A 26,397-nucleotide genomic window follows, 5' to 3' on the forward strand; every position below is an offset into this window, starting at 1 on the left:
CCCCCTCCCCCTGCCCCGGCCTGGCCGCGCAATCCGGATCAGCGGGCGGCAATCCCCTTCCTGATCGCCGATGGGCCCGATCTGGCCGCCCCGCAATTCATCCGGCGCGACGGCCGGAACGTGCCCCTGTTCCGCCGCGTATCGGCGCGCGCGCTGATGACCTCGGCCGGGACCGTCGTTGCCGCCCGCGCCGTGGCCGACGACCTGCTGCGCGACCGGTTCGTCATCATCGGCGCCAGCCATGCCGAAAGCATGGACGGTCATCTCACGCCGATCGGCTTCCTTCCCGGGGCCCTGATCGTCGCCAACGCCGTCGCGACGGCGCCCGCCGTGCTGTCGGGCCAACCGCTCGGCGCTGCCGGCGCGACGCTGATCGCGCTGGCGCTGTTCGGAGCCCTGATGGCGATCACGTCGCGGCTGCGGGCGCTCGCGGCCAGCGTCGTCGTCGCCGTCGCGGTGCTGGGCTCGCTGATGGCGCTCGGCCGCATCTTCGCCCCCTCCACCGCCGGCGACATCGTGCTGGCCGCCCTCGGCATGGTGGCGTTCCTGTCGACCCTTGAAGGCCTTTTCACCCTTTGCAAGGATTGGCGCGCCCGGGGATGGCGCGCGCTGCTGAAGCCGGAAAAGCCGCGCGCAGCACAAGGCACGGAGGAGGTCGCGTGAGGAGGACAGCCATGCTGCTTGCCGGGGTGCGCCGTGGGGTGCTGGCCTTCGCCCTGATGGCTGCCGCGAGCCTTCCGGCACCGGCCGGGGATGGCGCCATGCGCACGCCCGCCGGCTATGTCGTCGGCGTCGAAACGCCCGCCGCCGAGCCCGACGAGGCCGCCCATATCCTGCGCGAGGGGCAGGAGGTCCCGGTCCAGATCGGCGGCGCCCTGTTCGACGGCGACCAGGTGGTGGTGCGCGCGCCCAACACCTGGGTCGCCATCGAGACGGTGAATGATCGCCACATGCGCGTGGACGCGGCGCACTCGCCGCATCCGGTCAAGGGCGAGCTTCCGGCCGGCGGGCGCTTCAGCGCATTCGCCGCCATGGTCGGGGAGCTGTTCCGGGCGCGGCCGGAGGCGCGGACCGTCAACCTCATCGGGCGCAACGAGGGGGCATTGCGGCTCCAGATCGGTCGAGGTGTCACCCAGCGCGTGGTTCCCGGGACGCGACTGTGGATCGGCTGGCAGGGCGGCGTGAAGCCCTACACCGTCGAGATCCGCGACCGGGCCGAAGGCGGCGCCGTGCTGGCTGCGACGCATGCCAGCGGGCGCTCGGCGTCCGTGGCGCTCCCGCGCGAGGCAGCCGGCCCCCTGCGGCTCTCGGTGAGCGATGCAGAGGGCGCGCAGGTGCATATGGACCTTCTCGCGGACCCGGCGCCGCCCGCCGTCCCGGCATGGATCAGCGAAGGCGCGCCGACGCCGGCCTTTGGCCAGGTGGCGACCGCGCTCTGGCTGCTTGACCGCAAGCCCGCCGAATGGGACCTGCACGCCGCCGCCATGGCCGCGGAGGCGGGAGACTACGGCGCCGCCGAGGCATTGCTGGTCCGCCTCGCCGAAGGCAAGAGGCCATCGCGATGAGGGTGCGCCGCGTCCTGCTGGTCGCGCTTTCGATCCTCGGCTGCGCCGTGGCGTCCCCCGCCGCGATGGCGAAGACACGCGCCCTGCTGGTCGGCGTCTCCGACTATCCGGGCTTTCCCGCAGAGAAGCAGTTGAAGGCGCCGGCCAATGATGTGCGCCGCATGCGGTTGGCGCTGCAAGCGCGCGGCATCGCGGAAGCCGACCTTGCGGTGCTGGCCGACGGGGTGGAAGGCTCGTCCGGCCCGCCCACGCGCGCGGCCATCCTCGCTGGCATGGAGCGCCTCGCACGGGAGGCGGAGGCGGGCGACCTCGTCATCTTCTATGCGTCCGGCCATGGCACCCGCCAGCCCTCGCGCACCAGCCTCAAGGTGGATGGGCTCGACCAGGTGTTCCTCCCCCGCGATGCGTCGCCACCGGCCCCCGGCGGGCCGCGCAACCGGTTCGACAACGTCATTGCCGGGCCGGATTTCGGCGAACGCCTGGATGCCATCCGCGCCCGCGGCGCCGATGTCTGGTTCATTCTCGACAGCTGCTTCTCCGGATCGGCCTCGCGGGCGATCGGCGACGGGGTCCACGACAAGAAGATCGAGCTGGAGGACATCGGCCTTGCGGCCTCCACGGCCATGGCGCCCGAGAAGACCACGGTGCTCGCAGACCTGGCGCCGGCCCTGCCGCCCGGCTCCGGCAGGCTGACGGCCTTCTACGCCTCGCAGCCGAACGAGACCGCGCGGGAAGTGGCGCTGCCGCCGGGGGCGCCGATGGACAAGCGCGTCTGGGGCTCGATCTTCACCACCGCCCTCACCGACGTGCTGCAGCGCTCTCCCGCGCTCACCTATCGCCAGATGATGGTCGAAGCCGGCCGCCTGCTGCGCGCCGATGCCGCCTTCCAGGCCCGGCAGACGCCGAGTTTCGAGGGCGACGGCATGGATGGGGCACTGCCCGGCACGGCCGTCGCCGCAGCGGGCGCGATCTGGCGGGTGAGCGCAGGCGTGCTGCATGCCGGACAGATCGAGGGGGTGGAGGCCGGTGCCGTCGTGGCGCTCTACGACAGCGCCGCGCCCACCGCCGAAAAGCCCACGGGCTATGCCATGGTCGAGGCCGTGGAGGCGACCCGCGCCACGCTCGCGGCAGCCAAGCCGGGCTGCATGCCCACGACCACCCGCTGCCCGACGGTGGCGAACGCCCCGGCCCTCAGGCAGGCCGCCTACGCGCGCCTGGCGCGCCCCGCGCCCCCGGTGGCCTTCGGCATCTCTCACCCTCGCCCGTGGCCCGGCGCCGGCGCGCCGGACGCGGTGGCACAGGCGCGCATGGGCAAGGGGCTTGAAGCCGCGCTCGCCGGCCCGTTGAAGGAGCGCGCAAGGCTTGACGATACCGCACCCACCCTGGTGGCCTGGATGACGGCGGACGGCTTGCGCTTCATGCCGGACGGCCTCGATCCGCTGGCGGTGGAGGCCGGGCCGCTGGCGGTGATCCCGCCCGACGCGAACCCGGACACGGCCGCCGCCGCCATTGCCCGCGCCGTGCTGCGCGCCCGCCAGCTTTCGCGGCTTCAGGCCCTCGCCGCGGCCACCAGCGCCAACGGCGACCTGGACGTGGCGGTCGAGGTCCGACGCTTCGGGCTTGATCCGGCGACGCGGCAATGCGCGTTCAAGGCCAATGCGGAGACCGTGGGCGAAGATGCCCTCGTCAAGCTCTGCGACAAGGTGCAGGTCACGGTTGAAAACCGCAGCACGCGCCCGGTCCTGGCGGCAATCTTCTTCCTCGACGACGCGTGGAACATGATCGCGCGGCGGCCGACCTGCCCCATGGGGCTCACCGTCTCGGACCGGCTGGAGCCCGGTCGGCGGCTGGTGTTCGAGGTGCCCTACCACCCCCGGGCCATCGTGCCCGGACGTGCGCCGACCACCACCAACGGCGTCTTCGTCATGGGCGTGCCCTTCGTCGAAGGCGAAACGGACCTGCCCGCGCTGTGCGCCCTGACCGGGTTCAACGATGCGAGCGGCCAGGCCACCCGCGGCGGCGAGACGGGGGGGCTCGACGACCTGATCGAAGGTGCGACGCGGGGCGGACGGCTGCCGCTCGAAAGCGCCAGCCTGTCCCTTGCCTTCTGGCCCATCAGCCAGCCCGTGAAGCCCTGAGGTCCGGAGCCGATTCGCTCAGGGGCGCTTCTGCGGCTTGGCGGGCACCTGGGTTGCCGCAGCCGCCGGGGGGGCTGGCGTGGCGATGGTCTTCCTCATCCAGTCCGTATAGAGGGCCAGCCGGGTATAGACGCCGGGCAACTCGGCGTGGCCGCAGCCGATGCCGAAGCTGACGATGCCCACCTGGACGAAGGAACCGTCCGCCTTCCGGCTGAGGATCGGGCCACCCGAGTCGCCCTGGCAGGTATCCACACCGTCCACGGCGGCGCCGGCGCAGAACATCTGGGGCGTCACCACGCCGCCGATCTGGGGGAGCTGCTGCTCCAGCGCCCTGCGACCCGCAGGCGACAGGTTGAACACGTAGCTGAGATCCTCGATCGCCTTGCGCGCATCCGGCGAGTTCACCAGCGCAGAGGTGAGCACGCGGTTGCACTTGTTGCGATCCACGGCGTTCAGCGTGGTTTCCATCAGGTTGGGCGACGGGCTGCCGCCCTCGGAGGTCGTGCCCCAGCCGATGATGTGCAGCCTGGCCTCGTTCGGAAGCTCGGTGGGCTCGGACTCCTGCGTCACCACCGTGACCTGCTCGACTTTGACATTGCGCCGGGGCGCGCGCTCAAGCTCGACCAGGGCGATGTCGTTGACGTTGGTGCCGGTCACATATTTCGGATGGGCAATGATGCGCTTGATCGGAATCCAGTCGCGCTCGTCCTCCTCGGCGATGAGGCTGGTGTTGCCCACGTGGACGAACAGGTTCTTGGTGCTTCGCAATCCGTCGACCTTGCCGCCCTCGCCCTCGACGAAACAATGCGCCGCCGACAGGATCCAGCGCGACGTCAGCACCGTTCCCCCGCACATGGGGGCGAAATTCGTGACCTTTCCGTTGGTGCCGGCCACGCGGACGATCCCGGCCTGGAACGGATAGCTGCCCGGCGCAGCCTGCTGCCCGCCGACGATCTTCTCGTTGGCACCGCTCTTGAGGATCCCGCCCTTCTTGAGCGCGATGCCGGCGGCGTCATAGGGCAGCGCGCGGGCATTGCTGCCGGGCCTGGAGGGGCGATCGGCGGGGCCGATGTCGTCCGATGCCGGCAGGGTCGACGGGCGCGCGCCCACCGCGGCGGGGGCCTGCTCAAGGCGCAGCTGCTCTCCCGGCACCTGAGCCTGGGCGGCGAATGCGCCGCCGGAAAGACACGCCGAGAGCGCAACGAAACGGAGCGCCGGCCTTTGGACGAGCGGTCGAAGCAACTGGAGCATCATGTGAGGCACTCTGTGACGACGGTGGGGATTTCCGGGCCGAGTAGCCCGAGTGCTCGCCTCTGGCATTCAGGGTCTCCGGGCTGAGCGGGGCAGAGATGAAGGGGGCAGAGAGAACGGATCGACAGGCCGATCCCTTCCGGATGGGACTTGGGTCCCAGAAGCGGGCGTCTGCGGCAACGCCGCCCCTGGTCTCCACGGACGGTGTCAGTGCGCGCCGGGCACCACGATGACTGCTGGTTTCATTCGGCTCCCCACACACGACGCCGCGAGAATGTCAGACATTCCGGGAACGTCAAATGGCCCCGCCGGAGCAGGAGCCGTGCCGGCTTGCTCCAACAGGCGATCAGCTCATCGCCCGTCGGCATCAGGCTTGTCCCCCGAACGGCTGCCGAGCCAATCCGCCCCCACCAGAGTCTCAAGCAGCTTGCGGTCTTCCCGCGCGCTCATGGTGTCGGTCGCCGGCGGCTTGGGGGTCCGCAGGGCGTCGACGGCGGCCTCCCGCGCCTTCGCCCCGTCGCCCAGGCCGAGATAGGCGAACGCCTGTGCGCGAAGGATGCGCCGCCCCAGGTCGCGATCGGCCTTCACCCGCCGGCGCGCGCGATCGAGCAGCGTCGACAGGGTGCGGACGGTCTTTTCGTCCGGGCCGTAATAGGATTCCAGGTTGGCGAGCCCGAGCTGGTCGGAGATGGCCTTCTCCTCGCCGACAAGGACGGGATCGCTGGCCGGAAAGACGTAGGTTTCATAGGTCTTGCGTGCGTCGTCCATGCGGCCGAGGGCGGCGTAGAGGCCGGCAAGGTTGCGGGCCGGCTCGACGATGGCCCAAGTGTCCGCCTTGCCCGCCGCGACGAGGCTGGCGACGGCCCCCTCCCCCAGACGCAGGGCCAAGGCCCGGTCGCCGTCATCGAAGGCCATGAAGGAGCGCCTCAGGTCGAGCCGCACCTGCGTCGGCAGGTTGACGGTGCCGGCCGCCTCCCGCAGCTTCTGCGCCTCGGCGACGAGCGCCAGCGCCAGGCCCTTGTCGGTCTGGTCCGAGGCCATGTCGAGCAGAAGCTCGATGCGGTCCGTTTCGCGTCCGGGCTGGCTGGCGACGATTTCATAGGCCTCGCGCGTCAAGCGCACGGTGAGGGCCGGGTTCGACGTTTCCACGATGCCGGCGCGCAGCGTCAGCAGGCGGGCCAGCGCCGGGGTGCGCCCCTCCGGCGCCGCACGGATGTTGCCGATCGCCTCGTCCGCCATCGCGTCGGCGCGAGCGCTGTCGCCCCACCAGGCCTCGACGGCGCTGATCCAGCCCAAGATCGCCTCGTCGTGGCGGGGGTCCTGCCCGGGCAGCCGGCGCGCCAGGCGCCCGATGAATTCCACGGCGGCGGCATAGGTGGGGAAGACGTAGTCCTTCAAGCCCGCATAGTGGATCACGGTCAGCTGTTCGATCCGGTCGAAATCGTCGAGGGCGAGGGTGGCGACCTGGCGATCGACAGCGGCCCATTCGGCTGCGGCGAGGCGTGGCGCGTTGGCGGTCGCGGCGATCCGGGCGTTTTCGATCTGGAGGAGAGCGGCAGTCAGCCGCCGCTCCAGAAGGCCCGGCGCGGCGGCGGAAAGAGGTGCGTCGGGCTCGGCCATGCCGGATAAAGTGGCCGCGCGCTGCAGCGCCAGCATGCGGCGGGCCAGCTCGATGGAGCCGTTTCGCAAGGCCCGCCGGGCGATATGGCCGCACATCTGGACGACGCGCGGGTCATAGGTGCCAAGGTCGATCTGCGTGCGGGCGATGCGCGCGCCGATGAGAGCGGCCGCCGTCGCTTCGCCGATGCTGGCGAGATAGTTGGCGACGAGGTCAGCGCTCGCCAGCAGGTCCCGATCGTGGTCCTCGCGGTTCAACTGACGCAGCAGGAGCAGGTCGCGCGCCGCATCGTAGCGCTCCTCGCGCAGCGAACCCGACGGCACGTCGTTCAGGAGATTCGACAGGATCTTGTCCGCCAGGGCGGCATCACCGGTCACGATGGCGCGGTCCGCGGCCTGCCGGCACGCCGCCATGCGGGCCGCATCCGGCGCGGCGGTGCCCATGCAATCGTCCGGTCCGGGAAGCGGGCTGCCGGCCCGCTCGGCCACCGGTGCCTCCAGCGCGCCGATGACCGTATCGAGTTTCCCGGCATTGACCGTGTCCATCCGCCCCTTGCGCGCCAGGGCCTGGGCCCGGCGGAAGAAGAAGAGCGCCAGCTCGGGCCGGTCCTCGGCTTGCAGGCGCTGCCCCATGAGGGCCGCGGCCATGGCCTGCGTTTCCTCCAGATCGTCGGAAAGCGCGCCACCGCCCCGTGGGGGCTTTCCCGCCGCCAGCACGTTCATCAGCACGTAGAATTGCAGCGTGCCGATATCATGGCGGCGATAGGTTTCGGCGAGCGTCAGTTCAGCGATGACCGTATCGGGGGCGTTCAGCGGCGCCGTGAGGTAATTCAACAGAACCGAATGGACATTCCCGCGTATTTCCGCGGCGCGATCCTTGAGCCGGGCGCCGGCATATCCCGTCAGATCGTAGAGGACGAGCAGGAGATCCGGATCGCCCTCGTCCTCCAGGGCCTCGCGCAGCGGGAGCAGCAAGGCCATGGCCGCCTTTGCCTTGTTGTCCTCGATCAGGCTTTGCGCCGCCCCCAGACGGTCGCGGATATCCGCCAGCCGACGCGCCGTGTCGGCCGTCTCCTGCGTCGCCTGCGCGGAGCCCGCTCCAGCGGTCTGCGACCACCCCGGGCCGCCGGTGGCCAGGGCCATGAGGTGAACCAACACGACGATCAGCGCGAGGGGCTTCACCGGCCTTCCCCCACCATGACGAAGGGCGCCCAGATCGCCGGATGCGCCAGCGTGGGGTCCGAGGGATCGGCGATCAGCGCGAGGGTGGCGCGGCGGAACGCTTCCGCCTTGGACAGGTCGGGTTCGGCCCGCAGCGCCGCCAGGGTTCCGGTGGTCAGCCGCGCGGCCGCATCGTCCCGCACCGGCCAGTGCGAGACCAGCAAGGTGCGGGCTCCGGCATAGAAGAAGGCCCTGGCGAGGCCCGACAGGCCGTCGGCGCCCGGCGTGCCGTCGCCGCCGGCGGTGTTGCAGGCGGACAGGATCACCCAGTCGGCGAACAGGTTCAGCCGGGCCGCTTCGGAGGCGGTGAGCAGGCCGTCGTCCGGGCCGTCGGCCTCCGGCGGGGTGAAGACGAGGGCGGGTTCCGACAGGCCGGGGATATCGCCCGCCAGCAGGCCGTGGGTGGCGAAGGCAAGCACGCGATAAAGGGAGAGGTCGGCCGCCTGGACCGCGCTCTTGGTGGCGGCAGCGCCGACCTGCACGGAGTCCGGGGCCGCACCCAGCGTCTGGGCCAGCCGGCGCAATTCGCCTTCCGTCTGGGGCAGCGGCGCCAGGCTGCGGACGGTTTCCAGATTGACCTTGCCGCCGCGCAGCAGCGTGCCTGCGGTATCCGCGGCGTTGCTCGCCACCTGGGCCGGGGAGCGGCGGCCGTCGAGCTGCGGGGCGCCATAGCCGCGGAACGGCAGCGGGGCCGGCGGCCCAGCGGCGGCCGCCCGCAGCGACTTGAGGCTCGACACCGAGGGCAGCGTCACGATGCCCTGCCGCCTGATCAGCCACGACGTGTCGCGCAGCGCGGAGGGGTCGGTATCGTCCCCGGTGGGCGGCTCGGTCACCAGAAGCGCGAAGGGCAGCGAATCGAACGGCCGCTCGGCGACGACGAAGATGCGCGCGCGGTCCGCCAGCACGGCGTCGAGCGGCGCCAGCATCCGCCGGAAGAGGTCATGGGCGGCGGCGCGGCTGAAGCGCACGCGCATGCCGGTATCGGCGCCCTCCACATCGGTGTCGCCGAAATCGCGCAGCGCTGAGCGCATCACCGCCACCGCGCCCGGATCGAGCCCGGCGCGCAGGGACTTCACCTGCGCGATCAGGGCCTCGCGCTCGACCGGCACACGGTGCCAGTCCGCAGCATCGCGAGTCACCGCCCAGACGAAGGTCTCGCGGGTGGCGACGAAGACCAGCACCAGCGCCTCGTCCTCCCGCAGCAGGGCCTGCGCCGCGGCGATCGGCACCGGCTGGGGCTGTGAGAGTTCGGCATAGGCGGGGAAGCGCACAGCCATGTCGCGGTCGCTTTCGGCGATGCGCGCCTGGAGCGCATCAACCTCCGCGCGGCGCGCCTCCACCACCGGTTCATTGCCCGTGCCCGCTGCTCCGAGGACCTGCACGAGCGCCCGGTCGGCGCTCTTCCATGCCGTGACGAGATCCTGCCGCTGCCGCACGAGGCGAGCCAGGTCGTCCGAACCGGCGGCGAAACGCACCCCGAGCTGGGCCAGCGCCATGCTGGCCGAGGTGAGCATGGCGCTCTGGGCGTACTGGAAGGCCTCGTCGCGCAAGTGCGCCGGAGGCGGCAAGGCGTCCTGCGCCATTGCGGGCGCCATGCGCGACAGGAGCATGCCGAGTACGCCGAGCGCAAGCAGGGCGAGGCGAGCGGCCCGGCGCATCAGCGGCTCGCCTCCGGCGGGAGCAGGTCGAGCGTGAACTGCCGCACCACCACCGCGCTTGCTTCGCCGGCCTCCTCCTCGAACGGGTTGGCCGCGCGCAGGCTGGGATCGACCAGCGCCGCCCGTCCCAGCAGATCGACGAAGGCGCGGTGGCCGGCGCCGCCGCGCATGGCCGCGGCACCCGCCGCCGCCGCTTCCACGTCGCGCTGCAGCAGGTGGCACAGGGAGGGCGGGATGCCGCCGCTGCGCGGCAGGGCGAAGACGAGGATGCGGTGCAGGCCGATCTGCGATGGCCCGTTCCTGCCCCAGGTGCGCAACGTGGTGCGCAACACCACCGGCCCCGAAGCCTTTGCCGGCAGCGTGGTGATGCAGCCGTTCTGACGCCAGTCCCGCACGGGTACGTCGATGCCCGCCAGCGGATCGAGGAAGAAGATGCCGAGATCCACGTCGCGTTCGGAGCGGTTGGCGATGGTCAGGCGCACCGTGTCGCAATGGGCCACGGCCGCCGCTGTGCCGCTGTCCACGGGCAGAGGGGGCGAGGCCCGCGAGACCTGACCGCAACTGCGTCGCGGATCGGCCAGCCGCTCGGGATCGGTCTCCCGGATCCGGTCGAGGCTGATATCGATGTCGCCCGCTCCTTCGGCCGCGCCCCGTTCGGCGACGCTGGCGAGACGCACGAGATTGGCGGCGCGCGCATAGGCCCACACGGCGGTGCGGAGCTGCGAGGCCAGCAGCTCGGCCGGGGTCGCGACCGGGATCGAGACGCTGCGGCCGTAGGCCTCACGATCGCGCACCAGGAGGCCGCCGTCCGGCACCAGCCAGATCTGTCCGTCGGCGAGGTGCAGGCGCAGATCCGCGGGCTGGCCCGGCGCAACCTGCTCGATACCGATCGCCGGCACGCCCTCGCGGGGTTGGAAGGCGAGGTCGATCACGCCTGCAACGTCAGGATGGTCGATGCCCGCCACGCGGAAGTGGAAGGCGACGCCGGGACGCTCCATCTGTGCCCAGATGCCGCCGCTGTCGGTGCGGCCGCCCGGTGGCGCCGGCAGGTCGGCCAGTGGCGCCCGGCTCGCGCTGGCCGTGGCGGTCGCGAGCCGGGCCATGCCGAGCCGGCGCGCATCCGGCAGCGGGCCGTCGAACAGGGCGATCTCCGAGCCCTCGTCGAAACCCTGCAGGGCACCGGCCTCGATCACCAGGTCGGTGCCCTCGCGCTGCGCGGCGAAGCGCGGAACCGCACCCGGCTGCGCGCCGAGCACGCCGCGGTCGAGGTCGCCCTCGAACACCGGCAGGGGGGCGTGGGCCACGCGCGCCGCCGCCGCGATGTCGAGGGAGACCAGGCGGGCGAGGTCGCGGAAGCTGCGCGCGCGCCCGGTTTCGAGCGCGCGCAGCAAATGCCAGGTGAACACGCCGAATGTGGCCTGCGGGCCATCCCCGGCGAGCGTCTTTCCGGCGAGGCCTTCCGCCGGTGCCGGATAGGCCCGCTCGATGGCCGGGGTCCAGGAATCGACCGCGAAGAAGGCGATCAGGCCACCCGCGCCGCCGGGGGGCGATCCGTCAGCCGCGCGCAGCGTCCCGTTGCGCTCGGGCGCGCGGGCCGGAGCAGTTGCCGACGACGACGGCGCGCCCGCGGGCGACACCCCGAGGATCGAAGAATCCACGCCCCGCGTGGCCTCGGCCGAGCGCGTGACCGTTCCGGCGTGGCAGGCATCGATGACGACCCATACCGTGGCGCCCTTGGCGCGGATGCGGTCGAGCGCGGCGCCAAGCTCGTTGTCGACGATGGCGTTGCGGATGGTCTTCGCCACCGGATCGTAGAGGCCGGAATCCTTGGGCAACAGAACCTGGTCGAGGCCTCCGGCCTCGGGCTGGACGCCGTCGGCGGCGACTTCCGGCTGGGTGGTGCCGTGGCCGGAAAAGTGGAACAGCACGAAGTCGCCGGGTCCGGCCCGGTCGGCGAGGCGGGCGAGACCTTCCAGTATGGCGGCACGCACCGGCGCGGCGCGGGGGCGCGGCGTATCGGCGGCCTCCGGCAGCCCCTCGGCCAGAACCTCGATGTCGGCGGCGTCGAAGGCATGGCGGGTGAGATACCGCCACAGCAGGATCACATCGTTGCGCGGCCCGGCGAGGGCGCGGATCTTCGGCTCGTCATAATCGGCGACGCCCACCAGCAGGGCAAGGTTGCGCGCCGAGGCAGGGGTCGGCAGCACAAGCCCGGCGGCGAGGACGAGGAAGCAGGCAAGGAGGCAGGCAGGGACGAGGAGGCAGGCCAACCCACCGCTCCCACGCCGGTTGCGCCCGCCTTTCGCCACCGCGCGCACGATCAAAGGGCGCCTCGACTTGTCAGAGAACCGCCCATGGCCGGTCCGTCCCCCTCTTTTGCGCGACTATAGGCCGTAGCCTTACGGTCCGGAAGAGGTTGGGAGCGCACGGGATTTCGCGTGGGGTGAACAGCTCAGTCCCGGCAGCCGGTGAGCTTCCAGAGCCCGTCCGGCGGCACGAAGCTTCGACCGTCGCGCTTCCAGGTCCAGAAGGCCTTCGACAGGCCGGGAAGCTGGAGCAGCGGCGGGGCCTTCGGCGTGCCCTCGCCCGGGGGATCAACCCGCTTCAGGTCGTCGCCGAAATAATAGAGCAGCGCGGACGGCGCCGTGGTCGCGTTGAACCCCTTGCGCTTGCCGCCGGTCTTGCCTCCATCTCTGCCGCCGTCCTGGCCATTCTCCGGCCTGCCCGGCGGTGCCAGCATGAAGACGTGGGTGGCGCTGAAGCCGGGCGGATCGGCGATGCCGAACGTCGCGGCCAGCCTCTGCCGGTTCTCGGCGAGGCGAATCACCCAGGGCCGGTCGGAGGACGTGCCGTCCTTGCGCGGATGGGTGATCTCCCAGCTGTTGGCAATGCCCTCCGGCGCGCTCCAGTCGTCATCCGCATCGAGCGGCGTATAGACGGCCCGCTCCAGCGGACAATCCAATGCCGCTGCCGGCACCGCAGCACCAACGAGGAAGAAGGCGGTGCAGGCGACTCGGATCATGATCGACCTCGTTGGATTTTGGCGCGAGGTTAGCGCAGATGATGGGGGCGGCAAGACAGGACATGCGGACGAACGAGGACAGGCCCGCCGGGCCGGTGGCGCTCGCAGGCATCCGGGTGGATCGCCCGGGCGTGGACCGGCTGGCCGCCCGGGGGCTCATCTGCGCCGCAGCGCGCGACGAGGCCCTCGCCTTGATGGAGCCGCCGCGCCGCTGGGGGCTGTGGGCCGGGCGGCTCATGGGCACGGTGGGGGCGGCGCTGGTGCTGTCCGGCATCGTCTATTTCTTCGCCTTCAACTGGAACGAGATCCCGCCCCTCGCCAAGCTCGGGGCCATCGCCGCGCTCATCGCCGCCGCCTGCCTCGGCGTCCTCGTCCCCGGGCTCGAGCGGCGGGCCTTCGAGCCGGCCGCGGCGGCGGCGGTGATGCTGGTGGGCGTGTTCCTCGCCGTTGAGGGCCAGATCTACCAGACCGGCGCCGACGCCTGGACCCTGTTTGCCGCCTGGGCCGGCCTGACCCTCGCCTTTGCGCTGCTCGCCTGTTCCGCAGCCACATGGGCGGTGTGGATCGCCGTCGCGGCCGTGACCGTCGTCACCTGGTGGGACCAGACGCAACCCGACGCGGCCTTCCACACCGGCAGCAACCTCAGCCTGATGGCGCTCTTCGCCATCGCGCTGGGCGCGCGGGAAGCGCTGGCGGCACGGGGCTTCGCCTGGCCGGCGGCGCGCTGGACGCGGTTCTATCTCGCCCTTCCGGCCCTCGCGGCCGCGACCCAGCTGGCGTTCTTCCTGATCGAGGAAGGTGGCGGCTTCGGCCCCGCCGAATGGGGCGCCCTCGCTCTGATCGCGCTCACCCTTGCCGCCATGGGTGCGCTGTATCGATACGTGATCCCTGATGTGGTCCTGCTGGCGGCGGTGACCCTCGCGGGGTGCGCCATCGCCGATTTCGCCTTGTTCCGGCTGCTCGCGAACGGCAACGGGCGCGTCCATATGGGGACTTTTTTCGCGATGGGACTCGCCACCCTCGCCTTGTTTGCGGCCGCCGTCGCATGGCTCAGGGCGGTCTCGCGGCGGATGGAGGCCCGGCCATGAACCGCCCCTCCATCACCCGGCCCTCCATCGATGCCGAAACGCTCATGGCCTCCTGGCAGGCTTCCGGCGCGCTGCCGCCGGAGGCCCATGGGGCGGTGGTCGAGGCAGTGCGCGCCGCGGCCGCCGAGGAGCATCCGCCGCTTCACCTGAAGATCCTCTCCGCCGTCGGGACCCTGCTGGCGACGCTGTTTTTCCTCGCCTTCCTCGTGGTCGCAGACATCATCTCGCTCAGCAGCGGCAGCAGCCTCCTGGGCTGGGGCCTGGCGTTCCTCGCGGCGGGCATCGGCCTGTCCCTCGCCCTCCCGCGTGCCGCACAGGGCATCGGCCGGGACATCCTCGCCCAGACCGCCTTCACCGCCATGGCCCTCGGCAAGGTGATGACCGTCTCCGGCATCGTCTTGCTCGCGGGCGCGCACACGACCTGGGTGCCGACCGCCGCCATCCTGGCGGTGACCATCGCCACCTACCCGGTGTCCGCCTCCTCGCTGGACCGCATCCTGTCGCCCTATGCCGTCGCCGCCTCGGCGCTGCTGGAGGTCCTGGGGCGCGGGAGCTTCGGCCGCGATCCGAGCCTGGCCCTTGCCGCCATGTTCACGGCGGCGACCGCGGTGGCGGGGCTTCTCCTCCTCGTCCACCGGGTCCCGCTGGCGCTGCGGCCCATCGGGATCGCCGCCCTCGCCACCATGGGGACCATCGTCTGCATCCTCGCCTCGGGGCGCGACGCCGGGCTGTGGGCGAACCAGCGGCCGCTGGATCCGCGCGTCATCGAGGTGGTGCTGACCCTGTCGCTGGTCGGCACCATCGCCTGGGCCGCGGGTGGGGTGGGCAAGCTCGTCCGGCCGCCGCTGGCCGCGGCAACGGTCGGCGTGGTCCTCCTGGGCTTCGCGGGCGCTCCCGGCATCAGCTTCGCATTGCTGGTCCTCATCATCGGCCATGCCCTCCACGACATGCCGCTGCGGGTGGTCGGCGTGCTGGCGCTGCCGGTTTTCCTGGTGCTCTGGTACTATGGTCGGGACATGACGTTCCTGGAGAAGTCCGCCACCCTGGTTGGCAGCGGCCTGCTGCTGCTCGCTGGGCAGGCGATCATCACCCGCGCCGGCTGGGATCGGGAGGAGGCGCCATGAGCCCGGCGACGCGGCGCGCGCTGTTCCTTGCCGCCGGCCTCGCGGTGCTCGCCACGCTCGGCTGGAGCGTCCGGGATTTCGAGGCGCTGATGGCCTCGGGAGAAGTGGTTCTCCTGGACCTCGCCCCGGCGATCCACCTCGACGCGCCGGCCGGAACCATCATCCTCGGGCTTGATGAGCAACGGGTGGGGCGCTTCCGCCGCCTCGGCAGCACGGGTGCCCCCGGCGAAGGCGAGACGGCCTTCCGGGTGCGCCGCGCCGCGTCCGGCGACGGGGTGACGGTGGAGCCCCACTCCTTCCTGTTCCAGGAGGGGCAGGCTGACCTCTATGCGAAGGCGAAGTACGGCCTGTTCCGCGTCGATGCGAGCGGGCGCCACCTGCTGGTCGGGCTCGCCGACGCCGACGCCCGCAAGATCGAGCCGCACTGACGGCCGAGGCCGGCGCGCCAAGAGCCGAAGCAGCACGAGCCGTTGCGCCATCGTCCGGCCTAGTCCGCGGCGCCGACCGAGCCCCGCACGCCAAGCGCCCGGACCGTCCAGGCCGCGCCGAGGACCACCGCCGCGCCCGCCGCAGCGAGGAGCCAGGCAGGCATATCCTGCCACGGCCGCAGCAGGCCCGCCTTCGCTGCCGCCACCACGAGCGCCGTCACCACGAGGTAGAAGATTGCGGCCTGCCAGGTCTTCGCACGCCCCGCCCCATCCGGCGCGTCATGGGGATCAAGAAAGCGCGGGGCGACGATGACGAGATAGACCATTTGCTGGAGCGCCCCCAGCACGAACAGCACCACCGCTACGTCGAGCAGCAGGACCAGGGCGAGCCCTCCCGCCCCGATCAGCACGGAGCCGGCGGCAAGCCAGATTTCCCGCGCGCGCTCCGCCGGATGCGGGGGACCGCCCATGATTGCCGCATAGGCGGCGTCGGCCATCGCCGAAACCGCGAGCGAGCGCACCACCAGCACGCCGCTCAGCACATAGAACAGGCCAAGGAGTCTCAGGATGGCTTCGATGATGAAGGTCATGTGGATCGGCTCAAGGTGCGATCTGCCTCAGAAGGCGCAGCCGCGACGGGATCACGCCAATATCTGACGATGGCTCTTGGACCAAGCTCCTGCGCCAGGCATCGCGCCAGTGAACGACCGGCGGCGTCGAAGGCGGCATGATCTTCCGGCGAGACGAATGTGCTTCCGGGATCGTCCCGGTTCAGCCGGGCATCGTATCGTTCAGCCCACGCCTGAAGCTCCGCTGCCAGGGTTTGGGAGACGCCGAGAGACGCGGGATCGATGTCGCCAACCTGTCCCTCCCAGGCACTCCAGACCACGTTTGCGCTGTCCCACCACAGCGGGTGGCAGCCGTAATCCGCCATGATCTTGATGGGCATGGGCTTCAGCGCGCGTGTCATGGCAGCTATTCGCTCTCCGTGCCAAGATGAACCGGGAAGGCGAGTGCGGAACCTTCCACATGCTCAGGGCGGTGTCGATCCGCTGCCCCGCGGTCCGGAGCCTTGCTTGGCCATCCCCTCAACCCCGCGCCCCCTCCTTGAGGGGGCCGGAGGCGCCGGACGAGACAGTTCAAATGCGGCGGGATCTTCAGACAGGCCTATGCCGCCTCCAGGGTGCTGTCCGGCACCTGGCCGAAGCTTGCGATGAGAACCGGCGGATCAGCATCGTCCGACTCGGGATCCACATCCCGCGAGAAGGCGATGGCGCCGGCGTTCACGATCGCCATCCGGCGCGCGATCCGTTCGGCGTCGGCCGCCGTGCGGGCTTCCATGGCCGCGCCGGCCTTCAGGGCGCCACGCTTGCCCAGCTCGAACGGCTGGACCACGTAGAACGTCTTCTTCGCCATGGCCGTTTCTCCCTATGTGATGGCCGGAGGCTGCCCTAGACATCAGAACAAATCAAGAACTATAACGCCTGAACCTTCCGCGAACGGGGTGCCATCCGCCCCGCTCCCGTGTAAATCGGCAAAGGGAACGCTGCGTCGCCCCCGCGCGATGTAGAACAAGCGCCGGAGAAGCCCGGCGCGTGGGAATTGGGCGCCCCACTCACAGGCCGCCGTCACGCCACACAGGCGGAGCGCCGGCCATCGCGAAAGGACACCGGGCGTGGAGATCGTCGCTGTCGATATCGGGGGCACGCATGCCCGCTTCGCACACGCGGAGGTCGCGGATGGACGGGTGGTGTCCCTCGGGGCGCCGGTGGTCACCCATGCCGCCGACCATGCCAGCTTCCAACTCGCCTGGCAGGCCTTTGCCGAGACCGTGGGCACCCCCCTGCCCCGGGCCGCGGCCATCGCCATCGCCTGCCCGGTGGAGGGCGAGGTGCTGAAGCTCACCAACAATCCGTGGATCATCCGCAAGGATCTGATCCCGGAAAAGCTCAACGTGGACACCTGGACGCTGGTCAACGATTTCGGCGCCATCGGCCATGCGGTGGCACAGATCGGCGAGGAGGGGTTCGCGCCTTTCGCCGGCTCCGACCGGCCGCTGCCCGAGACCGGGGTCATCAGCATCATCGGCCCCGGCACCGGGCTCGGCGTCGCCCATGTGCTGCGCCAGGACGGCCGCTACCACGTCATCGAATGCGAGGGCGGGCATATCGATTTTGCCCCGCTCGATTCCCTGGAAGAGGCGATTTTGCACCGCCTGCGCCAGCGCTATCCGCGCGTGTCGGTGGAGCGGATCGTCTCCGGTCCGGGCCTGGTCAACATCTACGAGGCGCTCGCCGCCATCGAGGGGTGCCCGATCGACCAACTGGACGACAAGGCCCTGTGGGCGCTCGCGACGGAGGGCAAGGACGGCCTCGCCGCCGCCGCCCTCGACCGCTTCTGCCTGAGCTTCGGCGCGGTGGCCGGCGACATCGCCCTGGTGCAGGGCGCCAAGGCGGTGGTGATCGCCGGTGGCATCGCCCCGCGGATCGCGCACCTGATCCCGCAGTCCGGCTTCGCCAGCCGCTTTTCCGCCAAGGGCCGGTTCGCGCAGCGGATGGAGGACATCCCGGTCCGCCTCATCACCCATCCCCAGCCCGGGCTCTATGGCGCGGCGGCCGCCTTCGCGGAGCAGCATACGCGGTGAGGGCTGATCGGCACGCGCCCGAGCGCGATTTCGGTTCGCATTGGCTCACGGCAATCGCCCTAGAGTCTTGTTTTGACGCGTTTTCTTTACGCGAACCGGTATCTGCTTCGCTCGAAAACGCTCTAGCGCGATTTCCGCAGAAGTGTGCAGCGGTTTTGCGTCTGGAATTGCCTAAAAACAAAGAGTTGGAGCATATCCGCTGAATGGGGGTTCACCGGATATGCGCTAGCGCCGCCCCGCCGCCAGGAGCAGCGCGGCCCCGCCCACGAGAATGCCGGCGGACACCCGATCCGCGATGCGGGTGAAGCGGCCGGCGAGCGCGGCGCGGGCCTTGTCGGCCACCACGGCCCACAAAACGTCGCCCACCAGCGCGATGCCTGCGAACACCGCCGCCAGCAGCGCGATCTGCGGCACGGGATCGGCCTTGTCGGTGATGAACTGGGGCAAGAAAGCCGCGTGGAACAGCAATGTCTTGGGATTGGCGAAGGCCACCGCCAGCCCCCGCCCGAAAGCGGCGCGGGCGGATGGCGTGGGCGCCTGCCGTCCCGCTCCTGCCCCGCGCCATTGCAGCACCGCGAGCCAGACGAGATAGGCCGCCCCCGCATAGCGCACCAGATCGAAATGGCGGGAGAAGGTCTCCACCACATAGGCCAGGCCCGCCGCCACGAGCGCAAGCTGGGCGATGAGCCCCACATTGACGCCGGTGGCGGTGAGAATGCCGGCCCGCCGCCCGTGCTTGAGGCTGGTGCCGACGATGAGGGCCACGTTCGGCCCCGGCGTCGCGGCAAGCGCGACGCATGCCAGCACGAACAGGGCAAGGCTATCCGCCGCTATCATTGCCATCTCCCGATCCGGTGGCAGCCCGTCGCCCTCTGACGCATTGACCGGAAACGCTTTGACCAGGAACGGCTTCAGCCGTGCGACGACATCCAGACGCAATGCCGCGGCCGCCAACCGGCCCTCGTGGGTCCCCGCCTTGTAGGGCGATACAAGAAAGAGAACACGGTGTCCGACCAGCTAGCGATGCAAGCTGATCGGACACTTGCTCTAGGCCTCGGATGCCTCGCCCGTGTCCTCGCCGTCGCCGTTCTCCGCCCCGGCATCGTCGCTGATATGCTCCACGGAGACGACGCGCTCGCCCTCCGCCGTGTCGAACACGATGACGCCCTGGCTGGCGCGGCCGACGATGCGGATGCCGTCCACCGGACAGCGGATGAGCTGGCCGCCGTCAGTCACCAGCATGATCTGGTCCTGGTCCTCCACCGGGAAGGAGGCCACGAGGCGGCCGTTGCGCTCGTTCACCGCCATGGCGACGATGCCCTTGCCGCCGCGGCCGGTCACCCGATACTCGTAGGACGACGTGCGCTTGCCGTAGCCGTTCTCGGAGACGGTCAGGATGAACTGCTCCTTCGCCCCCATCTCGGCGTAGCGCTCCTGGCCGAGATGGCCGTTGCCGCTGGCGCCCTCCTCGGCTTCCACTTCGCCGGCCTCGGTGGCTTCGCCAGCCAGCGCGCGACGACGCTTGATGTAGGCGAGGCGATCCTCTGCCGAGGCGTCCACGTGGCCGATGATCGCCATGGAGATGATGGTGTCGCCATCCTCCAGCCGGATGCCACGCACGCCCACGCTGTCGCGGCCCTTGAACACCCGCACCTCGGTGACCGGGAAGCGGATGCAGGCGCCGGCCGCCGTGGTCAGCAGCACGTCGTCGTCTTCCGTGCACAGCCCCACGTCGGCGATGGCCTCGCCCTCGTTGAGCTTCATGGCGATCTTGCCGTTGCGGTTCACCTGCGCGAAATCGGTCAGCGCATTGCGCCGCACGGTGCCGCCGGTGGTGGCGAACATGATCTGCAGGCGCTGGTTCTCGTCCGAATCCTCCGGCAGCAGGACCACGGAGGTAATGCGCTCATCCTGCTCCAGCGGCAGGATGTTGATGAGCGCCTTCCCGCGCGCCTGCGGCGCCGCCAGCGGCAGGCGCCACACCTTCAGCTTGTAGACCTGCCCCTTGGAGGAGAAGAACAGCACCGGCGCGTGGGTGGAGGCGACGAACAGGCGGGTGACGAAATCCTCGTCCCGGGTCTGCATGGCCGAGCGGCCCTTGCCGCCGCGCCGCTGCGCCCGGTAGGTGGAAAGCGGCACGCGCTTGATGTAGCCGGCGTGGGAGACGGTCACCACCATCTCCTCGCGCTGGATGAGGTCCTCGTCCTCCAGGTCGCCGAAGCCTTCCACGATCTCTGTGCGCCGCGGCGTGCCGAACTCTTCCTTGATGGCGATGAGTTCGGCCCGGATGATGGCGCGCATGCGCGGGCGGCTGGCGAGAATGTCGAGATAGTCGGCAATCTCAACCGCCAGCTTGTCCAGCTCCTCGGCGATCTCGTCGCGGCCCAGGGCGGTGAGGCGCTGCAGGCGCAGGTCGAGAATGGCGCGGGCCTGCTCGAAGGACAGGCGGTAGGTGTCGTCCGGGCCGAGCTTGTGGCGCGGATCGGCGATGAGCGCGATGAGGGGGGCCATGTCCTTGGCCGGCCAGTCCCGCGCCATCAGGGATTCGCGGGCGCTCGCCGGGTCCGGCGCGGTGCGGATGAGGCGGATCACCTCATCGATATTGGCCACGGCGATGGCAAGGCCCACCAACACGTGAGCCCGGTCGCGCGCCTTGCGCAGCAGGAACTTGGTGCGCCGGCTGACGACTTCCTCGCGGAAGGCGATGAAGGCGGTGAGCACGTCGTGGAGCGTGAGCACGCCCGGCTTGCCGCCGGACAGGGCCACCATGTTCACGCCGAACGAGGTCTGCAGCAGCGTCAGGCGGTAGAGGTTGTTCAGCACCACGTCGGCCTGGGCGTCGCGCTTGATCTCGATGACCACGCGCATGCCGTCCCGGTCGCTCTCGTCGCGGATCTCGGCGATGCCCTCGATGCGCTTGTCGCGCACCAGCTCGGCCATCTTCTCGATCATCGTCGCCTTGTTCACCTGATAGGGAATTTCGGTGACGATGAGCGCCTCGCGCTCCTTGCGGATGGTCTCGATGGCGACCTTGGCCCGCATCAGGATGGAGCCGCGCCCGGTAAGATAGGCTTGGCGGATGCCGGTGCGGCCGAGGATCAGCGCGCCGGTGGGGAAATCCGGGCCGGGCAGCAGGTCCAGCAGCGCCTCGGGCTCCAGCATCGGGTCGTCCAGCAAGGCGACCGTGGTATCGACGATCTCGCCGAGGTTGTGCGGCGGGATATTGGTGGCCATGCCCACCGCGATGCCGCCGGCACCATTGACCAAGAGGTTCGGGAACTTGGCCGGAAGGACGGTCGGCTCGTGCTCGGAATTGTCGTAATTGTCCTGGTAGTCGACGGTGTCCTTGTCGAGGTCGTCCAGAAGGGCGTTGGTCACCTTCTCCAGGCGCACCTCGGTGTAGCGCATGGCCGCCGGGGCATCGCCGTCCACCGAGCCGAAATTACCCTGTCCATCCACCAGCGGCAGGCGCATGGCAAACGTCTGCGCCATGCGCACAAGAGCGTCATAGACCGACTGGTCGCCGTGCGGATGATACTTGCCGATGACGTCGCCCACCACACGGGCCGACTTGCGATAGGACTTGTTCCACTCGTACCCGTTCTCGTGCATGGAGAACAGGATGCGCCGATGCACCGGCTTCAGGCCGTCGCGCACGTCGGGCAGCGCCCGGGCGACGATGACGCTCATCGCATAGTCGAGGTAGGAGCGCGACAGCTCCTCCGTGATGGAAACGGGCCTGATGTCGGACGGCGGCTCGCCGCCGGGCTTCGGCGTCTCGGAATCGGCCAAAAGTCAACACTCTCAATCGTGGAACGCAGTGCTTCCTTCTAGCCGATTCACCCCCGCGACGCCAGCGAAACCACCGCGGCGCAATGTTTTTTTCTCTTTCATTGTCAATGACTTGTCGAGGGCTTATTGCGGAACCGACCCGCAATTTGACCCTTTTGCGTCAATGCCGCCTTCAGGAGCGGCAAACAGCTTGCCGCGGAAGGTGGCCTACAGACACCACGATCCGCGTTCGGCCGGTCGAAGAACGGCTCCCGGAATGAGCTTCGACCACTACCCCCAACCCCGGTCGCTGCAGTTCGACGGCGAGGCGCCAGCAGGCTTCAGAACGGAATTTCGTCGTCGAGATCAGCCGCCGGGCGGCCCCCACCCGAAGCGCCGCCCGCTCCGCCCGAAGACCCCGTTGAGCCGCCGGACACTCGGCGGCCGCCGCTTGAACCGCCGGCATAGCCTGCGCCCATGGGGCTGGCCGACCCGAAATCGGAGCCGCCGGCATAGTCGTCGCTACCCGCCCCAGCCCCTTCGCCACGGCCGTCGAGCAAAGTCAGCTCGCCACGATAGGGCCGCAGCACCACCTCGGTGGTGTAGACCTCACGCCCGTCCTTCTCGTACTTGCGCGTTTCAAGCTGGCCCTCAAGATAAACCTTGGACCCTTTTTTGAGATAGCGCTCGGCGATCCCCACAAGATTATCAGACATGATCACGACGCGGTGCCACTCGGTCTTTTCCCGTCGCTCTCCGGAAGCCTTGTCCCTCCAGTTTTCGGACGTGGCGACCGTGAGGTTGCAAACGCGATTGCCGCTCTGGAAAGACTTCACCTCCGGATCCCGGCCGAGGTTGCCAACCAGGATCACTTTGTTGACGCTGCCGGCCATCCTGCTGCTCCTCGCTCGTGGTCACCAATCATCCGCCCGCACCCTAGCGCCCGCGGCGCAGGGGGCCAGCCCAAAGCCGACTTGTCCCCATGATGAACCGCGCTGAAGCGGGCGCCATCATGGGTAATTTGCCGATGTTCATGATGTGTTCCTATCGCTTCAGCCGACCGGATGCAAGCGTCATCTTCCGTCGGCACGTGGTGTGGAGGCCGGATTTTTGGCTGGCCGAACGAAAAAGTTCCTGATATGTTCCCTACCGCATTGCACGCGACCGCCTACATCATCGGTCATGACCACGAGCGAATTCGAAATGCTGCGATCGGATTTCATTACCGTGCGGACGGATAACGATGGCGGCGTGCCTGACCATAAGCTATCGGCATGGACGCCGGATTGGCACATGGGCCGGGGGGTGGCAGGTGCTGGCCGTGAGTTCTATCCAGCGGTGATCCCGCGCGCCGCGCGCTGCGTATGGCCCCCCACCGCCCTGGTCCAGGCGACCACCGTTCTGTCCTGATCCTTTCGCGCCCGTGGGCGCCACCGGAATTCCATGTCTGATCGCGCATTTCCCACGCGGGCGGTTTCCGCTCCTGACATCGCCGGCCGCCGGGACGCTCGCACCCTGACGGTGCGCGGCGCGCGCGAGCACAACCTGAAAAACGTGGACCTCGAGATCCCGCGAGACAGCCTCGTGGTGTTCACCGGGCTTTCGGGCTCAGGCAAGAGTTCGCTGGCCTTCGACACCATCTATGCCGAGGGCCAGCGCCGGTATGTGGAAAGCCTCTCGGCCTACGCCCGGCAGTTCCTGGAGATGATGCAGAAGCCGGACGTGGACCAGATCGACGGCCTGTCGCCGGCCATTTCCATCGAGCAGAAGACCACCTCCAAGAATCCGCGCTCCACCGTAGGCACCGTGACCGAGATCTACGATTACATGCGCCTCCTGTGGGCGCGTACGGGCGTACCCTATTCCCCGGCCACCGGGCTGCCCATCGAGAGCCAGACCGTCTCCCAGATGGTGGACCGCACCCTGGCCCTTCCCGAGGGCACGCGGCTCTTTCTGCTCGCGCCCGTGGTGCGCGGCCGCAAGGGCGAGTACCGCAAGGAACTCGCCGAGTGGATGAAGAAGGGCTTCCAGCGGGTGAAGATCGACGGCACCTTCCACGAGATCGCGGAAGCGCCCACCCTAGACAAGAAGATCAAGCACGACATCGACGTGGTGGTGGACCGCATCGTGGTGCGTCCCGATCTCGCCGCGCGTCTCGCCGACAGCTTCGAGACGGCGCTCGCCCTGGCCGACGGCATCGCGGTGGCGGAGTATGCCGACGAGAAGGACGAGGCGGGGGAGCCGCGGCGCATCCTGTTCTCGGAGAAGTTCGCCTGCCCGGTTTCCGGTTTCACCATATCGGAGATCGAGCCGCGCCTGTTCTCCTTCAACAATCCTTTCGGCGCCTGCCCGGCCTGCGACGGCCTGGGCGTCGAGCAGACCATTGATCCCGACCTCGTCGTGCCGGACCGGATGCGCTCGCTGAAGCAGGGCGCCATCGCCCCGTGGGCGAAATCCACCTCGCCCTATTATGGCCAGACGCTGGATGCCCTGGCCAAGCACTATCATTTCAAGCTCAATGTGCCTTTCGCCGACCTGCCGGAACAGGCGCGGGACGTGCTGCTGTTCGGCTCGGGCGCCGAGAAGATCACCTTTGCCTATGACGACGGCATGCGCGCCTACGAGACGTCCAAGACCTTCGAGGGCGTGGTGCGCAACCTGGACCGGCGCTGGAAGGAGACGGACAGCGACTGGGCACGGGAGGAAATCTCCAAGTATTTCTCCACGGTCCCCTGCAAGGCCTGTTCAGGCTATCGCCTGAAGCCGGAAGCCCTCGCCGTGAAGGTGGCCGGCAAGCATATCGGCGCGGTGGGCGAACTCTCGGTGCGGGCGGCGTCGGCGTGGTTCGAGGCTCTGCCGGGCGAACTCACCGACAAGCAGAACGAGATCGCCGGCCGGATTCTGAAAGAGATCCGCGAGCGGCTGATTTTCCTCCTGGATGTGGGGCTTGAATATCTCACGCTCGCCCGCGCCTCCGGCACCCTGTCCGGCGGCGAGAGCCAGCGCATCCGCCTCGCCTCGCAGATCGGCTCGGGCCTGACCGGCGTGCTCTATGTGCTGGACGAGCCTTCCATCGGCCTTCATCAGCGCGACAATGCGCGCCTTCTGGACACGCTGAAGCACCTGCGCGATCTCGGCAATACGGTGATCGTGGTGGAGCATGACGAGGACGCCATCCTCGCCGCCGATTATGTGGTGGACGTGGGCCCCGGCGCCGGCATCCATGGCGGGCGCATCGTCGCCCAGGGCACCCCGGCGCAGATCCTGGCGGATCCCAATTCCCTCACCGGCCAGTACCTCACCGGCCAGCTGTCCGTGGGCGTGCCGGCGCGGCGCAAGCCCAATGCGAAGCGCATGCTCAGGCTTTCGGGCGCACGGGGCAATAATTTGAAGGACGTGACGGCGGAGATCCCACTCGGCCTGTTCACCTGCATCACCGGGGTATCGGGGGGCGGCAAGTCCACCCTCCTCATCGACACACTGTACAAGGCCGTGGCGCGGCGGCTGAATGGCGCCAGCGAGGCCCCGGCCCCGTTCGACCGGCTGGAGGGACTGGAGCACCTCGACAAGGTGATCGACATTGACCAATCCCCCATTGGCCGCACCCCGCGCTCGAACCCGGCCACCTATACCGGCGCCTTCACGCCCATCCGCGAATGGTTCTCCGGCCTGCCGGAGGCCAAGGCGCGCGGCTACGGGGCCGGGCGCTTCTCCTTCAACGTGAAGGGTGGGCGCTGCGAAGCCTGCCAGGGCGACGGCGTCATCAAGATCGAGATGCACTTCCTGCCGGACGTCTATGTCACCTGCGACGTCTGCAAGGGCAAACGCTACAATCGCGAAACCCTTGATGTCACCTTCAAGAACAAGTCCATCGCCGATGTGCTGGACATGACTGTGGAAGAAGGTGCGCAATTCTTCAAGGCGGTGCCTTCCGTCCGTGAAAAACTGGAAACGCTGCATCGCGTGGGGCTCGACTACATCAAGGTGGGTCAGCAGGCGACCACGCTCTCCGGCGGCGAGGCGCAGCGCGTGAAGCTCTCCAAGGAGCTGTCCAAGCGGGCCACCGGACGCACCCTCTACATCCTCGACGAGCCCACCACGGGCCTGCACTTCCACGACGTGAAAAAGCTGCTCGAAGTGCTGCATGAACTGGTGGAGCAGGGCAACACCGTGGTGGTGATCGAGCACAATCTGGAGGTCATCAAGACCGCCGACTGGATTCTCGATCTCGGTCCGGAGGGGGGAGACGGGGGCGGCGAGATCGTGGTGGCGGGCACGCCGGAGCACGTGGCGCAGCACCCGCGCTCCCACACCGGACACTTCCTCGCGGAAGTCCTGGCGCGGCGTCCTATGGCCAAGGCTGCCCCGATGGCGCCATCGGTGAAGGCGCCATCGACCGAAAAGGCGTCCTCGCGGAAGGCTGGAGCCCGTAAGGCGAATATCGGAAGGGCACCGGCAGGCGAGGAACCGGTGGATGCTGAACCTGCGGCAGATGCTCAACCTGAGGCAAAGGTTACGGAGGCCATTGTCGAGGTCGGCGCAGCACCGGCCAAGGCGGGTCCCCGCGCCCGTGGCCGGCGTCGGCAGGCTGCGGAGTAGGTTCCTTTGGAAGGGGTTCGGCGCCGCGCTCCGGTCGGCCGGGGCGGCCCGATGTTTCAGGCCCGCGATTGCCGGGGCATTCCGCCCGGCACCTTTTGTCAGGGGTCCGTCTGAGCAAGCCGGATGCGCAAGCACGGCGGCGCGCAGGCTGAAATCCGGAGCGGACCCTTTCTGCGACGACCCTCGCGGAAGCCGGAAAGCCCTCGTCAACGCTGCGCTCCGAACCGATCACACGCGAAGCCTCACATCTAACGCGAGATGTGAGGCTTCG

The 26,397-nt window shown here is 69.4% G+C and carries 19 protein-coding genes; 8 read left to right on the forward strand and 11 right to left on the reverse strand.

The genetic code is table 11. The features are described from left to right. The 3 genes from K9U41_RS01990 to K9U41_RS02000 form a co-directional block, all read left to right on the forward strand. Positions 1-663: CHASE2 domain-containing protein (locus K9U41_RS01990; RefSeq protein ID WP_282639181.1), on the forward strand; the 663-nt coding region annotated here is incomplete at its 5' end. Between the two features lie 11 nt (positions 664-674). Next, a complete protein-coding gene (locus K9U41_RS01995) occupies positions 675-1,565 on the forward strand; it encodes a hypothetical protein (protein ID WP_282639182.1) in 891 nt (296 codons plus the stop codon). Further along, positions 1,562-3,703 carry a caspase family protein gene (locus K9U41_RS02000; RefSeq protein WP_282639183.1) on the forward strand — a complete coding sequence of 714 codons (2,142 nt, stop codon included), beginning with the start codon at positions 1,562-1,564 and terminating at the stop codon, positions 3,701-3,703. The genes K9U41_RS01995 and K9U41_RS02000 overlap by 4 nt, the downstream gene beginning before the upstream one ends. 18 nt (positions 3,704-3,721) lie before the next feature. Here K9U41_RS02000 and K9U41_RS02005 read toward each other — a convergent pair whose 3' ends face one another. The 5 genes from K9U41_RS02005 to K9U41_RS02025 form a co-directional block, all read right to left on the reverse strand. After that, entirely contained in the window at positions 3,722-5,023 is a 1,302-nt protein-coding gene (locus tag K9U41_RS02005; RefSeq protein WP_282639184.1) for a serine protease, read from the reverse strand. Between the two features lie 282 nt (positions 5,024-5,305). After that, entirely contained in the window at positions 5,306-7,753 is a 2,448-nt protein-coding gene (locus tag K9U41_RS02010; RefSeq protein WP_282639185.1) for a hypothetical protein, read from the reverse strand. Continuing rightward, the gene (locus K9U41_RS02015; RefSeq protein ID WP_282639186.1) at positions 7,750-9,450 is read right to left on the reverse strand and encodes a CHAT domain-containing protein; all 1,701 of its coding nucleotides are present in this window, start codon (positions 9,448-9,450) and stop codon (positions 7,750-7,752) included. Before K9U41_RS02015 ends, K9U41_RS02010 begins: the two co-directional genes overlap by 4 nt. Further along, positions 9,450-11,720: a caspase family protein gene (locus K9U41_RS02020; RefSeq protein WP_282639187.1), complete on the reverse strand. Its 2,271-nt coding sequence runs from the start codon at positions 11,718-11,720 to the stop codon at positions 9,450-9,452. The genes K9U41_RS02015 and K9U41_RS02020 overlap by 1 nt, the downstream gene beginning before the upstream one ends. 182 nt (positions 11,721-11,902) lie before the next feature. Then, positions 11,903-12,472 (reverse strand): hypothetical protein, encoded by a 570-nt coding sequence (locus K9U41_RS02025; protein ID WP_282639188.1) that lies wholly within the window; start codon positions 12,470-12,472, stop codon positions 11,903-11,905. 62 nt (positions 12,473-12,534) lie between these two features. Here K9U41_RS02025 and K9U41_RS02030 point away from each other — a divergent pair, with 62 nt between their 5' ends. From K9U41_RS02030 to K9U41_RS02040, 3 genes are read left to right on the forward strand one after another with little or no spacing between them, the layout of a single operon-like run. Then, positions 12,535-13,560, forward strand: coding sequence for a DUF2157 domain-containing protein (locus K9U41_RS02030; RefSeq protein ID WP_282639190.1), 1,026 nt, complete (start codon positions 12,535-12,537; stop codon positions 13,558-13,560). Next, positions 13,557-14,684 carry a DUF4401 domain-containing protein gene (locus K9U41_RS02035; RefSeq protein ID WP_282639191.1) on the forward strand — a complete coding sequence of 376 codons (1,128 nt, stop codon included), beginning with the start codon at positions 13,557-13,559 and terminating at the stop codon, positions 14,682-14,684. The genes K9U41_RS02030 and K9U41_RS02035 overlap by 4 nt, the downstream gene beginning before the upstream one ends. Continuing rightward, complete coding sequence (locus tag K9U41_RS02040) at positions 14,681-15,112, forward strand: GDYXXLXY domain-containing protein (RefSeq protein ID WP_282639192.1); 432 nt, start codon at positions 14,681-14,683, stop codon at positions 15,110-15,112. The genes K9U41_RS02035 and K9U41_RS02040 overlap by 4 nt, the downstream gene beginning before the upstream one ends. Positions 15,113-15,171: 59 nt before the next feature. Here the strand turns inward: K9U41_RS02040 and K9U41_RS02045 are convergent, their stop codons facing one another. The 3 genes from K9U41_RS02045 to K9U41_RS02055 all read right to left on the reverse strand — a co-directional run bounded on the left by K9U41_RS02045 (position 15,172) and on the right by K9U41_RS02055 (position 16,528). Then, positions 15,172-15,702 carry a hypothetical protein gene (locus K9U41_RS02045; protein WP_282639193.1) on the reverse strand — a complete coding sequence of 177 codons (531 nt, stop codon included), beginning with the start codon at positions 15,700-15,702 and terminating at the stop codon, positions 15,172-15,174. Continuing rightward, on the reverse strand, positions 15,699-16,061 hold the full coding sequence (locus K9U41_RS02050; RefSeq protein WP_282639194.1) for a hypothetical protein: 363 nt from the start codon (positions 16,059-16,061) through the stop codon (positions 15,699-15,701). Before K9U41_RS02050 ends, K9U41_RS02045 begins: the two co-directional genes overlap by 4 nt. A gap of 218 nt (positions 16,062-16,279) precedes the next feature. Continuing rightward, positions 16,280-16,528: a hypothetical protein gene (locus K9U41_RS02055; RefSeq protein WP_282639195.1), complete on the reverse strand. Its 249-nt coding sequence runs from the start codon at positions 16,526-16,528 to the stop codon at positions 16,280-16,282. A gap of 259 nt (positions 16,529-16,787) precedes the next feature. On the opposite strand from K9U41_RS02055, the gene glk reads away from it, so the two are divergent. Next, a complete protein-coding gene (gene glk / locus K9U41_RS02060; RefSeq protein ID WP_282639196.1) occupies positions 16,788-17,756 on the forward strand; it encodes a glucokinase in 969 nt (322 codons plus the stop codon). Positions 17,757-17,981: 225 nt separating this feature from the next. On the opposite strand, the gene K9U41_RS02065 is transcribed toward glk, so the two are convergent. The 3 genes from K9U41_RS02065 to ssb form a co-directional block, all read right to left on the reverse strand. Further along, on the reverse strand, positions 17,982-18,593 hold the full coding sequence (locus K9U41_RS02065) for a LysE family translocator (RefSeq protein ID WP_282639197.1): 612 nt from the start codon (positions 18,591-18,593) through the stop codon (positions 17,982-17,984). Between the two features lie 210 nt (positions 18,594-18,803). After that, complete coding sequence (gene gyrA / locus K9U41_RS02070; protein WP_282639198.1) at positions 18,804-21,548, reverse strand: DNA gyrase subunit A; 2,745 nt, start codon at positions 21,546-21,548, stop codon at positions 18,804-18,806. Positions 21,549-21,868: 320 nt separating this feature from the next. Then, positions 21,869-22,420, reverse strand: a complete 552-nt coding sequence (gene ssb / locus K9U41_RS02075) for a single-stranded DNA-binding protein (protein ID WP_282639199.1) — start codon at positions 22,418-22,420, stop codon at positions 21,869-21,871. Positions 22,421-22,970: 550 nt separating this feature from the next. Between ssb and uvrA the strand changes: the two genes are divergently transcribed. After that, complete coding sequence (gene uvrA / locus K9U41_RS02080) at positions 22,971-26,126, forward strand: excinuclease ABC subunit UvrA (RefSeq protein ID WP_282639200.1); 3,156 nt, start codon at positions 22,971-22,973, stop codon at positions 26,124-26,126. Positions 26,127-26,397: the final 271 nt, after the last annotated feature.

The organism is Xanthobacter autotrophicus (assembly GCF_029991245.1).
Taxonomy (GTDB): domain Bacteria; phylum Pseudomonadota; class Alphaproteobacteria; order Rhizobiales; family Xanthobacteraceae; genus Xanthobacter; species Xanthobacter autotrophicus_C.

What these genes read in the sequence shown, in the direction of transcription:
- K9U41_RS01995 (WP_282639182.1), top strand. Translation starts at nt 675, where the DNA reads ATGCTGCTTGCCGGGGTGCGCCGTGGGGTGCTGGCCTTCGCCCTGATG.
- K9U41_RS02000 (WP_282639183.1), top strand. Translation starts at nt 1,562, where the DNA reads ATGAGGGTGCGCCGCGTCCTGCTGGTCGCGCTTTCGATCCTCGGCTGC.
- K9U41_RS02005 (WP_282639184.1), bottom strand. Translation starts at nt 5,023, where the DNA reads ATGCCAGAGGCGAGCACTCGGGCTACTCGGCCCGGAAATCCCCACCGT.
- K9U41_RS02015 (WP_282639186.1), bottom strand. Translation starts at nt 9,450, where the DNA reads ATGCGCCGGGCCGCTCGCCTCGCCCTGCTTGCGCTCGGCGTACTCGGC.
- K9U41_RS02025 (WP_282639188.1), bottom strand. Translation starts at nt 12,472, where the DNA reads ATGATCCGAGTCGCCTGCACCGCCTTCTTCCTCGTTGGTGCTGCGGTG.
- K9U41_RS02030 (WP_282639190.1), top strand. Translation starts at nt 12,535, where the DNA reads ATGCGGACGAACGAGGACAGGCCCGCCGGGCCGGTGGCGCTCGCAGGC.
- K9U41_RS02035 (WP_282639191.1), top strand. Translation starts at nt 13,557, where the DNA reads ATGAACCGCCCCTCCATCACCCGGCCCTCCATCGATGCCGAAACGCTC.
- K9U41_RS02040 (WP_282639192.1), top strand. Translation starts at nt 14,681, where the DNA reads ATGAGCCCGGCGACGCGGCGCGCGCTGTTCCTTGCCGCCGGCCTCGCG.
- K9U41_RS02045 (WP_282639193.1), bottom strand. Translation starts at nt 15,702, where the DNA reads ATGACCTTCATCATCGAAGCCATCCTGAGACTCCTTGGCCTGTTCTAT.
- K9U41_RS02050 (WP_282639194.1), bottom strand. Translation starts at nt 16,061, where the DNA reads ATGCCCATCAAGATCATGGCGGATTACGGCTGCCACCCGCTGTGGTGG.
- K9U41_RS02055 (WP_282639195.1), bottom strand. Translation starts at nt 16,528, where the DNA reads ATGGCGAAGAAGACGTTCTACGTGGTCCAGCCGTTCGAGCTGGGCAAG.
- K9U41_RS02065 (WP_282639197.1), bottom strand. Translation starts at nt 18,593, where the DNA reads ATGATAGCGGCGGATAGCCTTGCCCTGTTCGTGCTGGCATGCGTCGCG.
- ssb (WP_282639199.1), bottom strand. Translation starts at nt 22,420, where the DNA reads ATGGCCGGCAGCGTCAACAAAGTGATCCTGGTTGGCAACCTCGGCCGG.
- uvrA (WP_282639200.1), top strand. Translation starts at nt 22,971, where the DNA reads ATGTCTGATCGCGCATTTCCCACGCGGGCGGTTTCCGCTCCTGACATC.